The organism is Paenibacillus sp. FSL W8-0194, assembly GCF_037969745.1.
In the GTDB taxonomy this organism is placed as follows: domain Bacteria; phylum Bacillota; class Bacilli; order Paenibacillales; family Paenibacillaceae; genus Paenibacillus_AQ; species Paenibacillus_AQ cookii.
Genome location: NZ_CP150205.1, coordinates 327,354 through 340,241, shown reverse-complemented (window position 1 = coordinate 340,241; position 12,888 = coordinate 327,354). Strand labels below are relative to the sequence as shown.

12 protein-coding genes and 1 other annotated feature are annotated in these 12,888 nt (G+C 56.2%); of the genes, 4 read left to right on the top strand and 8 right to left on the bottom strand.

From position 1 onward, the window contains the following. The first annotated feature begins 80 nt into the window (after positions 1–80). Both MKY58_RS01355 and MKY58_RS01350 read left to right on the top strand, forming a co-directional pair. Positions 81–542 carry a DUF3888 domain-containing protein gene (locus tag MKY58_RS01355; protein ID WP_339323133.1) on the top strand — a complete coding sequence of 154 codons (462 nt, stop codon included), beginning with the start codon at positions 81–83 and terminating at the stop codon, positions 540–542. A 208-nt stretch (positions 543–750) separates the two neighbouring features. Continuing rightward, entirely contained in the window at positions 751–1,530 is a 780-nt protein-coding gene (locus tag MKY58_RS01350; protein WP_339325012.1) for a TatD family hydrolase, read from the top strand. Between the two features lie 21 nt (positions 1,531–1,551). On the opposite strand, the gene nfsA is transcribed toward MKY58_RS01350, so the two are convergent. The 6 genes from nfsA to MKY58_RS01320 form a co-directional block, all read right to left on the bottom strand. Further along, positions 1,552–2,295 carry an oxygen-insensitive NADPH nitroreductase gene (gene nfsA / locus MKY58_RS01345; protein WP_339323132.1) on the bottom strand — a complete coding sequence of 248 codons (744 nt, stop codon included), beginning with the start codon at positions 2,293–2,295 and terminating at the stop codon, positions 1,552–1,554. A gap of 116 nt (positions 2,296–2,411) precedes the next feature. After that, on the bottom strand, positions 2,412–2,888 hold the full coding sequence (locus MKY58_RS01340; RefSeq protein WP_339323131.1) for a YbaK/EbsC family protein: 477 nt from the start codon (positions 2,886–2,888) through the stop codon (positions 2,412–2,414). A gap of 39 nt (positions 2,889–2,927) precedes the next feature. Next, positions 2,928–4,490, bottom strand: coding sequence for a 2-isopropylmalate synthase (locus MKY58_RS01335; protein WP_339323130.1), 1,563 nt, complete (start codon positions 4,488–4,490; stop codon positions 2,928–2,930). A gap of 88 nt (positions 4,491–4,578) precedes the next feature. Then, positions 4,579–4,808 (bottom strand) — a binding site (T-box leader). 65 nt (positions 4,809–4,873) lie between these two features. Next, on the bottom strand, positions 4,874–7,315 hold the full coding sequence (locus MKY58_RS01330) for a heavy metal translocating P-type ATPase (RefSeq protein WP_339323129.1): 2,442 nt from the start codon (positions 7,313–7,315) through the stop codon (positions 4,874–4,876). 164 nt (positions 7,316–7,479) lie between these two features. Next, the gene (locus MKY58_RS01325; RefSeq protein ID WP_036713454.1) at positions 7,480–7,680 is read right to left on the bottom strand and encodes a copper ion binding protein; all 201 of its coding nucleotides are present in this window, start codon (positions 7,678–7,680) and stop codon (positions 7,480–7,482) included. 45 nt (positions 7,681–7,725) lie between these two features. Beyond that, positions 7,726–8,091: a metal-sensitive transcriptional regulator gene (locus MKY58_RS01320; protein ID WP_339323128.1), complete on the bottom strand. Its 366-nt coding sequence runs from the start codon at positions 8,089–8,091 to the stop codon at positions 7,726–7,728. Positions 8,092–8,359: 268 nt separating this feature from the next. Between MKY58_RS01320 and MKY58_RS01315 the strand changes: the two genes are divergently transcribed. Beyond that, positions 8,360–10,219: a diguanylate cyclase gene (locus tag MKY58_RS01315; RefSeq protein WP_339323127.1), complete on the top strand. Its 1,860-nt coding sequence runs from the start codon at positions 8,360–8,362 to the stop codon at positions 10,217–10,219. Between the two features lie 148 nt (positions 10,220–10,367). Here MKY58_RS01315 and MKY58_RS01310 read toward each other — a convergent pair whose 3' ends face one another. Beyond that, positions 10,368–10,535 carry a hypothetical protein gene (locus MKY58_RS01310; RefSeq protein WP_197070030.1) on the bottom strand — a complete coding sequence of 56 codons (168 nt, stop codon included), beginning with the start codon at positions 10,533–10,535 and terminating at the stop codon, positions 10,368–10,370. A 190-nt stretch (positions 10,536–10,725) separates the two neighbouring features. After that, positions 10,726–10,902 carry a hypothetical protein gene (locus tag MKY58_RS01305; RefSeq protein WP_339323126.1) on the bottom strand — a complete coding sequence of 59 codons (177 nt, stop codon included), beginning with the start codon at positions 10,900–10,902 and terminating at the stop codon, positions 10,726–10,728. Positions 10,903–11,200: 298 nt separating this feature from the next. On the opposite strand from MKY58_RS01305, the gene MKY58_RS01300 reads away from it, so the two are divergent. Beyond that, a complete protein-coding gene (locus tag MKY58_RS01300; protein ID WP_339323125.1) occupies positions 11,201–12,871 on the top strand; it encodes a copper resistance protein CopC in 1,671 nt (556 codons plus the stop codon). Positions 12,872–12,888: the final 17 nt, after the last annotated feature.

Genomic DNA, 12,888 nt, shown 5'->3' with positions numbered 1-12,888 from the left:
ATCTCCGATCATGTTCGAATCGTTTTACAAGCCGAATATTTTCATCCAAATCAGGGGAACGTTGTATACGAGGTGAAACGATGAAATCCCAACTACGATCGGCCGTGCTGCTCTTGTCCGTTTTCCTGTCTTCTTGCCCCGCCGTTGCCGCCGCGGAGGAGCTTCAGCCGAAAGAGCCGAAGCTGCAGCTGTACCAAGACATGATGCTGGAGCTGCTTCTTCCCGAAATCCAAAACGCCGTAAACGATTATTACCAAAACCTGCTGACGGCGAATCCGCTCGTTTATCCCTACGAAATCGAAATCCTTCAGGCCACACGGGTCAACGGCGGTCCGGGAGACCGGGGCTTTCACTTCTCCGTCACGCTTGAGGTCTCCCCTGTTCTAGGACCGCATATCGGCGTCGGAAAAGACCGGATGACGATTGAAATTTCTCCGCTGTTCCCCGACAAAGTCAAGCTGGCGGCTTTCCGCCATCTGCAAACCTACGAGCTGCCTCCGAATTATCAGCATATGCTGAAGGTCGGCGCGGAAAATCGCTGACACCGGAAAAACGCACCTTTTCGGGTGCCCTCGAAGCCTATTTGTTATAATCATGTTCATACAATGAATAATTCGCATGATGAACGACAAATAAGGAGGGATTTTACCCGTGAATTTTGCTCCTGAACCGAATTCGAATCCTCAGTTTGCAGCCCGCCCGGCCGACAGCGTTCAAGCCGAACCTTCTCGGAACGAAAAGGCGGCTCCGCTGATCGACGCCCACATCCATCTGGATGCTTACGACCCTGCCCAGCAGCGGGACATCCTATCCGGCTTGCCGGCTGCCGGCATCGCAGGCGTCATTACCGTTTCCATGCACCTGGAATCCGCACGCAGCAATCTGCGGCTCGCCCGGCAATACCCTTCCCTGGTCTATCCGGCCTTCGGATACCACCCGGAACAGCCCGTCCCGGCGCCAAGCGACGTGGACGAGCTGCTGGCCTGGATGCGGAGGCATGCCGATGACATGGTCGCCGTCGGCGAAGTCGGTCTACCGTATTATACGCGCAAGGAAGCCGAAGAAGCCGGCCGGCCGTTCGACGGCAAACCTTACGAGGAGCTGCTGGAACGGTTTATCGCCTTCGCCAAGGAACATGACAAGCCGGTCGTGCTTCATGCGGTATACGAGGATGCCGACGTCGCCTGCCGTCTGCTTGAACGGTACGGCGTGAAGCGGGCCCATTTCCATTGGTTCAAAGGCTCGCCCGCTACGGTGCGGCGTATGGCAGAAAACGGCTACTACGTTTCTTTCACGCCGGATATCGCATATGAGCCGGAAATCCGCGAACTCGCCCGCGTCTATCCTCCCGGTCAGGTCATGTCCGAAACCGACGGCCCGTGGCCGTTTGAAGGTCCGTTCGACGGGCAGATGACCCATCCGCGGATGACCGCCGCGGTAGCGGAAGAATGGAGCCGGATCCAAGGCTTTTCCCTGCAAGAAGCCCGGCAGCACTTATATTCGAACGCAAGGCGTTTTTACGGAATTTAACCGGGCCGCGCGCCAGGCGGCTTATTTCTTCATGAACCCTTTCCCGTCCAGAAACGGCTTCATGTGCAGGCGAGTCGGCTCGCCCAATCGGTCGGCCATCACTTGCGACCAAGTCGCATCCCTTTTGCCGCCGGTCCGCTCCTTCAGGTATGCGGCCATCGTCACGTCATATTCCCGGACCGGGGCCACGCTTTGTTCCTTGGAATAGCCGTTATAGTGCAGCACGGACGGCAGCGGCAGGCGCGGGCGCTGTCCCGGCTCCTGGTCGGGAACGCCGACGCACATGCCGAACACCGGGTATACCAACTCTGGCAGACCGAGCAGCTCGGACAGTTCGGCAATCCGGTTGCGGACGCCCCCGATGTAAACGATGCCCAGGCCGAGCGATTCCGCCGCAATGGCCGCGTTTTGGGCCGCCAGCGCGGCGTCCACCGTCGCGACGATAAAGTTTTCCGTGGTATCCTCATGCGACTCCCGGCCCTGCAGCGGCTCTGCCGTCACCTGCTTGAGCCGGTACAAATCGGCGCACCAGACGAGAAATACCGGGCATTGCTCCACGTAAGCCTGGTTCCCCGCCAGCTCCGCCAATCTTTTTTTGAGTTCCGGGTCCGTCGCCGCAATGACGGTGTACGCCTGCACATTGCTAGAGGTGGAAGCCATTTGGGCCGCGGAAACGATGGTTCGGAGCTGCTCCTCGGTGACCGGCTGGTCCTTAAATTTTCGGATCGAGCGATGATTCATCAATAAAGATATCGTATCGTTCATGTTGAATAATCTCCTCCTGATCGTATCTGTACGGTTCATCTTCTATGATAATCCCCTCGTACCCTCGTCTCAATGCTGCGGAAGCCTTGCCTTTTGTGCCAATTTGATCCTTCGTTTTATTTTACGGGCATCACTTGCCCTTTCGTCATCGCGACGAGCTCGCCCGGCGTCAGCTGAAACACGGTTTTCGGATGCCCGGCCGCAGCCCATATCGTCCGGAATTGCAGCAAATCCTCGTCGATGATGGTGATCATCTTTTCCCGGTGCCCGACCGGGGCGACCCCGCCGATGACAAACCCCGTCCGCTCGCGTACGAAATCGGCATCGGCTTTGCCTAATGTATCGTGTACATAATCCGCGATTCGTTTTTCGTTGACGCGGTTCGCTCCGCTTGCGACAACCAGCAGCGGCTGACCGGAGCTTTGCAGGCGGAAAATGATCGATTTCGCGATTTGCGCCACCTCGCACCCGATCGCCTCGGCCGCCTCCTGGGCGGTTCTGGCGCTATCCGGCAGCCAAACGACGGTATGGCCGTACCCCATTTCGGACAGCAGGGCTTGCACCTGCTGCACCCCTTCATGAATTTCGCCCATGTCTGTTCCTCCTTGTTTCGTATGTTCCTTCAATGATTTTTACTTGGCTGCCGGCGCCGACCCGGAAGCGTCCGCCGAAGCGTCCAGCAGCACGGCATTGATGCCGTTCAGGAACGCCAGCGCGCTTGCTTTGATGATGTCCGTGTCCATGGCGCGTCCGGAGTAGATTTTGCCCTGGTATTCGACCCGGATGTTGACGCGGCCTACGGCTTCTTTGCCTCGGGACAGGCTGTTGATTTTGTAGTCCTTCAGCTGCACGTCCAGCCCGACGAGCGATTTAATCACGCTGTACAAAGCATCGATCGGGCCGTCGCCCACCGCGCTGTCTTTGTATATTTCGGAGCCTTTTTTCAATTTGACGGTGGCCGTTGGATACAGATCGTTGGTGACGACCTGGAACGATTCCAGCTCATACAAATGGCCGCTTGCGCTTTCATCCAACATACGGTGATTGGTCACCAGGTAAAAGACGTCGTGGTCGTACACTTCTTTTTTGGCGTCCGCCAGCGCGAGGAACTTGCCGAACAGCAATTCGAAATCCTCCGCGTTGCTGACGTCGAAACCCATTTTCTCCACCGCGTTTTTGAAGGCATGGCGGCCCGAGCGGGCGGTCAAAATCAATTCCATGCTTTCCCCGCCGACCTCTTCCGGGGTCATGATTTCGTACACTTGGCGGTCTTTCAGCAGTCCGTCCTGATGGATGCCGGAGGAATGGGCAAAAGCATTTTCGCCCGTGATGGCCTTGTTGACCTGCACGTCCAGCCCCGTCAAATGGGTCAGCAATCTGGACGTTTTGAGCAGCTCGGTCGTTTGGATGTTGGTCTTGCAGCCGTAATAGTTTTCTCTGACCTTCAGGCCCATGACCACTTCCTCCAGCGAGGTATTGCCCGCCCGTTCGCCCAGGCCGTTGATCGTCACCTCGATTTTGTCGGCGCCGTTATGGATCGCGCTCAGCGTATTGGCCGTGGCCAGCCCCAGGTCGTTATGGCAGTGGACGCTCAGGATGACCTTGTCGTTCAAGTTTTTCAGCCGCTCGTTGATTTTGCTGATCAGCTCGCCGAACTCCTCCGGCACGGCGTACCCGACCGTATCGGGCACGTTGATGATGGTTGCGCCGGCTTTGACGACGGCCTCGATCGTTTGCCACAAATATTCGAAGTCCGACCTGGAAGCGTCCTCGGTGGAGTACTGCACTTCAGGCAGCAGCGTTTTGGCATATTTGACCGCGTCGACGCCCATCTGCATGACGGCTTCCTTCGAACGGTTGAATTTTTTGTCCACATGGATGTTCGAGGTGCCGAGCACGATATGGATGAACGGATGCTGCGCAAGCTTGATGCTTTCATATACGGCATCGATGTCGTTTTTCACCGCGCGCGCCAGCGCCGTAATCGATACCCTGTCGCCGACCGTGCGCACAATCTCCTGGACCGCTTGAAAATCGCCCGCGGAAGACGCAGGGAACCCCGCTTCGATGATGTCGACGTTCAGCCGCTTCAGCTGCTGGGCAAACTCGATCTTTTGCTGCACGTTCAGTTTTGCGCCGGGCACCTGCTCCCCGTCGCGCAGCGTCGTGTCCAAAACGATAATGTTACGGTTCATTGTTCATTCCTCCCAAAGGTTATTTGATATATAGTGAAGGATTATTGGTTAAACCCGGACTTTAACCAACAAAAAAACCCCGTCTCTGTATAGAGACGAGGTTGAACCCGCGGTACCACTCTAATTCATTCCATAACGAAATGATCTCTTTCGATGGCCATCACCATCTATCCCTGTAACGGGGGAAGCCGTCTAACCCTACATTGTCGGGCAGCTGTTCATAGACGAGTTCAAAGTGATCGACGCTGCCGTTTCGCACCAACCAACGGCTCTCTGAAAGGTCCTTTCACCTCTACTATTTCTAATCCCTACATTTGGTTTTATAAATTATTGGCTATTATAGGGCATGAAACTTTTTGTTGTCAACCTCTTCCATCGGATATTTACGGATTCGCCCGCTGCAGGCGCAGCGCGTTCAGGACGACCGATACGGAGCTGAAAGCCATGGCCGCTCCCGCCAGCCACGGCTCGAGAAAACCTGCAGCAGCGATCGGGATGCCGATCGTGTTATAGGCGAGTGCCCAGAACATGTTCTGTTTGATGTTCCCCATCGTCCGGCGGCTCATCAAGATGGCGTCGGCGATGCCGTTCAGGTCCCCGCGCATCAGCGTGACGTCCGCCGCCTCCATCGCGACGTCCGTTCCGGTGCCGATCGCCATGCCGATATCGGCCGTGGCAAGCGCGGGCGCGTCATTGATGCCGTCGCCGACCATGGCGACGCGTTTGCCCGCCTGCTGCAGCTTTTTGACCTCATCGGCTTTGGCTTCCGGCAGCACCTCGGCCAGCACGCGGCGGATCCCCGCCTGGTCGGCGATCGCTTTGGCCGTACGCTCGTTATCGCCGGTAACCATGATAACTTCGATGCCCAATTGATGCAGACGGGATACCGCCTCACGGGAGGTGTCTTTGATCGTATCCGCCACGGCGACCATCCCTGCGTATTTGCCGTCCACGGCGACAAGCATCGCCGTTTTGCCTGCATCCTCAAGCAGCCTCATCGGATGTATGGCCGGGTCGATACGGATGCCCCGCTCTTCCATCAGCTTGCGGGTGCCCACAAGTACGGGCCTCCCGTCCACTCGGGCGGAAACGCCGTATCCCGGCAAATTTTCGAAGTCCTTCGCTTCCGGCAGCGGCAGCGCCTTGCTCCGCTCGAGCGCTCCGGCCACGATGGCATCGGCAAGCGGATGCTCGGACTTGCGCTCGACGGCCGCCGCCGTCCGGAGCAGCGATTGCTGCGTCATAAGCGGCGCCGGGATGACGTCGGTCAGCACCGGCTTGCCACTGGTGACCGTCCCCGTTTTATCCAGCACGACGACTTCGATCCCCTGGGCCGCTTCCAGATGCTCCCCGCCCTTGAACAGGATGCCGAGCTCGGCGGACCGGCCTGAGCCGGCCATGATCGATGTCGGCGTCGCCAGTCCAAGCGCGCACGGGCAGGCAATGACCAGCACGGCGATCGCTTTTTCGAGCGCGGCCGGGAACTGTCCGGGAAGAATGTAGAAATACCAAACCAGAAACGCGGCGATGGCGATCGTGACGACAATCGGGACGAAAATGCCCGAGATGACGTCGGCGATCCGCTGGATCGGCGCCTTCGAGCCCTGGGCTTCTTCCACGACCTTGATAATCCGGGCCAAGGCCGTATCGCCGCCGACCTTGGCGGCCTGGATGCGCAGCATGCCGTTTTTGTTCATCGTGGCGCCGACGACGGCATCGCCCTCGCGTTTAGCGACAGGAAGGCTTTCCCCCGTCAGCATCGATTCATCGACCGAGGACACGCCCTGAAGCACCCATCCGTCTACCGGTATTTTTTCACCCGGCCTCACGATGACCGTATCCCCGGTCTTCACCTCGTCGATCGGAATGCTCGTCTCGCGCCCGTCGCGGAGCACAAGCGCGCTTTTTGCCTGCAGCCCCATGAGGCTCTTGATGGCTTCGGAAGAGCGGCCTTTGGCCAAGGCTTCGAACCATTTGCCTACCAGAATCAGCGTAATCAGAACGCTGCTCGTTTCGTAATACAGCTCCGCCGGGTGGTGCATGTCCGATCCGAGGGAGCGGATGGTCAGGAACAAGCTGTAAAAGTAGGCTGAGGATGTTCCGAGCGCCACCAGCACGTCCATATTGGCGCTTCCGCCCCGCAGCGATTTATAGGCGCCCGCATAAAACTGCCCGCCGATCAGGAATTGGACCGGCGTGGCCAGCGCCAGCTGAAACCATGGATTTAGAAACGGCGAAGGCACCGGAATCCAAGACGTCATGGGGAAGTGCTGGGTCATCGCCCACAAGAGCGGCAGGGAAAGAATGGCCGCCATCATCCATTTGAAGCGTTTATGGCCGATCTCCTGCCGGCGGAGCTCGGCGCTGTCCTTCGCTTCCCGTTTCGGCACGGCTTTATAGCCGAGCTGCTCCACTTTTTTCTCCATGTCTTTTACGGTGACCATGCCTGCCGCATATTCCACGCGGGCCGTCTCCAGCGCCAGGTTTACGTTTACCCGCGTAACCCCGGGCATTCGGCCGAGCCCCTTTTCGATCCGGGCCGCGCAAGCGGCGCACGTCATCCCGGAAATATCGAAATCCATCGTCTCCTTCATCATCCCGTAGCCAAGCGATCCGATCTTTTCCTCCATTTTTCCCAGATCCGTATATTTCGGGTCGTAGGAGACGGTCGCCTGCTCCAAAGCCAAGTTGACATGGGCCCGCACGACGCCCTCCATCCGGCCGAGGCCCTTTTCGATCCGGGCCGCGCAGGCGGCGCACGTCATCCCGGTAATTAGCAGCGTCGCTTGCCTTTCGTGCTCCCGGTTCCCCGTATTCCGTTCCATAGTCCCGGCTCCTTTCCGCAAGTCATACCCTGTTGGCGTATTATATGCAGAATGGCTCATTCTCAGAAGGACAAACCTTGGCGCCGGCGCAAAATAAAAAACAAAAAGGCGGCGGCCGACCTGTCAAAAGGTCAGCCGCCGCCAGAGATTCCCCGCCGAAAATCTTAAACTACATCGTAGCCTTGCTCTTCGATGGCTTCCTTGATTTTCTCGAGGCTTAATTTATTTTCGTCAAAATCCACCGTTACTTTGTTGTCGGCCAAATCGACTTTGCCTGTTGCGCCGATTTCCTTCATGGCGCCTTCGATCGCATTGACGCAATGGCTGCAGGACATTCCTTGAACATTCAAAGTTACGCTTTTCATGGTATATTTCCTCCTCGGATTTTGGTTCATCCCGGCAGCGGGATGTTATTTCATTAACTTCTTGACGGTGACGAGCAGTTCGTCGATGACTTCGTATTCCCCGGATTCAATCCGTTCGACCACGCAGCTTCTCATGTGGCCTTCCAGCAGCAGTTTGCCGACCCCGTTGAGAGCGGCCTGGATCGCAGCGATCTGATTCAGGACGTCGTCGCAATAGGTGTCCTTTTCGATCAAGCCCTTGACGCCGCGAATCTGTCCTTCGATGCGGTTCAGGCGGGTGATGAGATTATTTTTCGTTTGACTTGAATGGTGGCTGTGCCGCTCGCTGCACCCTTCCGAACAGGCATCGCTCCGAAGCCCGGCATCGTTTCCGGCTGGATCTTTCTCCTTAAGTTCAGTCTGGGCAATCATCTCACTCCACCTCCTTTATATCGAAGCCTTCGAGATCATTATACTATACCCCCTCTAGGTATGCAAGCGGCATTCATCGGCATCGTCGCATCCGATTTCCCCTGGCCCGGTTTTCGTTTTTTTTGCCAACCCGCTGCATGGAATGCGAAACAATATTTGCGAACTAAAAACGATTCCCTTATATTGATTTAACAAGCAATGTTGTTTTGATAGGATTTGCTTCATGCTTCAACTTTCAGAACAATCTGATTGAACAGGGGAAATATCCATGGTAAAAAAATACCCGATCATGCGATCCTGGTTTACGGCAAACATGAATGCCCTTTTGTTCTGCGTCCTCGGCACCTTCCTGTTTGGGCTGCAAATCAGCCGTCTTTCTTGGGATTTTGCGTCCGGACAGTGGGCGGTGCCGGCGTCGATGTTCGCGGCGTCTCTTGTCCTATATTTTTATACTTTTCAGATTCCCCCGGAAGGCAATAAACAGTCGATGGATTCGGCGGTGTACCTTGCCTGCCTCTTTATTTACGGGACGCCGGCGGCGCTTGCCCTCCTTTTCCTGAGCTCGCTTCTGTTCGCCCTTGTCGAGCGGAAGGTGTCGGGATGGAAGCATTTTACCAATTTCTCCATTTACGCGATTATGATCAGCGCGGCCGGCGCCGTTTTCGGCGGGCTTGGAGGCCGGCTGGGACAATTGGAAAACCGGTATTTACTATCTTATGTAGGCGCCCTGATTATATACTTCGCCGTCAATGTCCTCTGCATCGGAATCTATTATTATCTCACCGACCGGAGCCGGATCGGCGCCACCGTCAGGGGGCTGCTGCAGGAGTCGGCGCTTGTGTACACGTGCATCCTGATTTTGTCGCTCGTTCTTACCATTCTGATCGAAAACAATGGGGTGACCGGGCTCATATTGTTCCTCGGCATCAGCATTTTTTTGTCCCACCTCTTCAAAAAGCTGTTCGATATGTATTTGCAGCTTCAGGAACGGGCGATCCGGGATCAGCGCACGGGGCTGTTCAATCACAGCTATTTCGAAAGCCTTCTCGAGGACGAAATCCGGCAGGCCCGGACCGAGGGCTCCCCCCTTTCCCTGGTCATGATCGATATCGACGATTTCAAACGGTATAACGACCATTTCGGCCATTTGGAAGGAGATAAGCTGCTGGGGCTGCTCGGGTCCATCTTGAAAGAGGAAGCCGAGCAGGCGAACATCACCGCTTCCCGGTACGGCGGAGAGGAATTTACGCTGCTGATGCCCGGGTTTACCGAACAGGAGGCGCTCGTGTTCGTGGACCGGCTGCGCAAAAAGGTCAACGATACGCCCTTTGCCGGAGTGGAAATTTTGCCGCATGCATGCCTTTCCTTTTCGGCGGGCATTTCCGGTTACCATATCGACATCCACGACAAATCCATGCTTGTCCTGCAGGCGGATCAGGCGCTGTACGACGCCAAAAAGCAGGGCAAAAATGTCGCGTACATCTACGGCAGCTCCGTCCCGCTCGAGCAAGAAATCGAAATCGCGCAGGATGTGCGGGACATCGAGCAGCTACTGAATCTTTTTTTGTATAAAGACATCAATACGTTTAAACATTCCAAGCGGGTATTCCGCTATGCCATGGACATGAGCCTGCTATTGAAGCTCGATCCGAGTGCCCGCAGGCAGTTCGTGCTCGGCGCCCTGATCCACGACATCGGCAAATTGGAAATTCCGTGGGAAATTTTGAACAAAAAAGGCAAGCTAACTCCCGAAGAATGGGCAGCGGTCCGGAAACACGTCAACTGGGGCAAGGAAATGGCGATCACAAGCGACAAGTTCAAGGATCTCGCGCCGTACATCGAGCTGCATCATGAACGGTTTGACGGTACCGGGTATCCCCACGGCTATAAAGGGGCCGAAATTCCGCTATTATGCCGGATGCTGACCATCATTGATTCCTTCGACGCGATGACCTCGGAACGGCCTTACCAGCCGACCAAATCCGTCCAGGAAGCCGTGGAGGAACTTCGCCGCTGTTCGGGGACCCAGTTCGATCCCGAGCTTGCCGGACTGTTCATCGGATACATTGAAGAAAAAGGCGTGGGCGTCTGGGACACAAACGGAGAAGAGCACCCAACCTTGGGTTAATACAATGAACAAAAAGGCTGTTCCCTGAACCCGGCCCCCCATCGTAGTTTTGTTTTCGTCTACATGGGGTGCGGTTCTGGGGAACAGCCTTATTCTGATCTTATGAACATCCAAAATGATTCCGGTTCCTGCACACGTTGCCTAAGTCTTATTTGCTGCCGTTCATTTCATGCGAAGTCTGATGAAGCTCCTTGATCATTTGCTGCAGAAACAAGCTCTGCTGCCGGCTGATTCCGTGCTGGTTATCCCGGATAAGCAGTTGTTGAATGTGTTTTTTCAGCATCTCGCTGCGACGCTCCAATACGGCCTGGCTCATGTCATCACTCCTGATAAATGATTTCCCCTGCTCGGGAAGTTTTTCTTATTCATTTATTATAAAACGATGTGAAACAGATTGAAAACGTTCAGAAAAAACCAGAAACTTCCCTGAGACAGCTGAGCCCGCGGGAGCCCGCCATAAACGGTGCCAGCCGGAAAGATGCTCCGATTTCCTCCGTTATCCCCCGTTAGAGAGCCGATGCGCCTCCATGTACCGGAAGCGATGCCGCTCTTCCTTCCAGATGAAGGGCATCGCCGGCTTGGACGTTCACAAAAAATCCCTGAGCTTGATCCAGTTGGAAACCGCAGCGCTTCCCTTCCACCAAATGCTTCGTTTTCCTGCACTTTTCGGAATTTTGCCACATGCCCGTCTTTCCCCGCTGCGCCGCGGGTTTGAGGCATTTTCGGTTTCGGGCGGAAGTTTGTCCGTGGTCCTTATAGCCCACACGGGTCATTTCCTTCCGGAAAGTCCGGCTATACAATGATTTCTGGGCTAAAGGAAACGTGACGGAAGGGGCGAACCTTTGTCCTTCATTGCCGTTCAGGCGTATATTTCATCACATTTTGCAAAATCCTCTTCCCAAAGAACAACAATCCGGTGGTTTGCAAACAGGCTTTCCACGCCAACGCCTTTTTGCAAATCCCCAGATCGAAGGTGATCCATTGAACACAAAAACGCGGCTGCTTTCCGGTTTGATGACGGTGATCCTTGCCGTCCTGCTGCTGTATCCCGGAACGGTTTCGGCCCATGCGTATATCGTCAAGTCGTCTCCGGCCGAAAACGAGGCGCTGCAAAAGCCTCCGGCCAAAATTGACATTTATTTCAACGAACCGCTGCAAAAGGCTTTCCACGCAATCAAAGTGACGGACTCCGCCGGCAAGACGGTCAACGCGAGCGAAAGCCGTTTCCCCGAAGGGGAAAACTCGGCGCTCGAGGCCGACCTGCAGCCGAATCTTCCCAACGGCATTTATGCCGTGCAGTGGAAAGCGGTATCCGCCGACGGGCACCCCATCGAAGGAACCTATTCGTTCCGGATCGGTGAAGGCGGCAGCGGTGCGGCCGGGTCCGAAACGGTCGTGTCCGCCGGTTGGCCCGGCGCCGACCTGATCGCCATTCGCTGGCTTATTTACATCAGCCTGGCCTTCCTTGCAGGCGTTTATTTCTACCAGCTGTACCTGCTTCCGGCCGGTGCGGGAATCCGTCCGCCGTGGTCGCGCCGGAGCTTATGGCTAATGTGGATCAGCATCGCCGTGTTCGCCGCAAGCTTCCTGATCAGTCTGCCGCTGCAAACGGGGATCGATGCCGGCGTCGGCTGGAGCGGCGTTGCGGCCGACCCGTCCCTGCTGCTCAAAATGCTGCGGATTACGAGCTTCGGCGAAGTCTGGCTGGTGCAGCTGCTGCTGCTGGCGATTCTTATAGGTCTCGCCTACGCCCTGCCGAAAATCAAGGACAAGGACAACGCCTACATCGCGGGTACGGTCGCCTTTCTGCTCGTGATGGTCCTGCTGCTGGCCAAAGCTTTTATCGGCCATCCGGCCGCTTCTTCGCAAAAAGCGCTCGGCATCGCGATGGACTTCCTTCATTTGGGCGCCGCTTCCCTGTGGCTCGGCAGCCTGCTGGCCTTCGGGGCGCTGCTGCCGAAAGAAGCGGCCCTGCCGTCCGGGGCCGAGGAACGAAAACAGGGATATTTTGCCGTCATCCGGAGATTCAGCTTATGGGGCACGGTCTTCGTGGTCCTGATTCTGATCAGCGGAGTATATGCCAGCCTGCAAAACGTGCCGACGTGGTATTCGCTTTTCCACACGGCGTACGGAAAGATCCTATACGGCAAAAGCGCCCTGCTTCTCGTCATGGTCGGCTGCGCCGCCATGAACTGGCTGCGCGGCAAAGAAGGCAAACAATCCTTGGGGGCGGGCGTGTGGTTTGAACTTACAGCAGGCGTATTGGCCCTGGTACTGGCAGCGGCCCTGACCAACATGCCTACGGCGGCTTCTTCGCCCGGGCCGGTCGACGTGCAGCAGACGCTGGAAAACAAAGCAGTCGTCGCGCTGAAAATCACTCCGAACGTAACAGGCACGAACGAATTCGAGGTGCAAATCAAAGACGGTCAAGGGCAGCCCGTGACGGCGATTCAGCAGGTGAAGCTCACGCTGACGCATCTTGACATGGACATGGGCAAATACGAAATCGTGATGCCGGGCGGCAAGCCGGAAGGCTTCAAAGCAAGCAATCTGATCACGATGGCCGGCAAATGGAACGTCCATGTGCACGTCCTGACCGACAAGCTCGAGTCCTGGGACACCGATATCGTCATTCATGTCGGTAATCATTAAGGCCATGAAATGAAAAA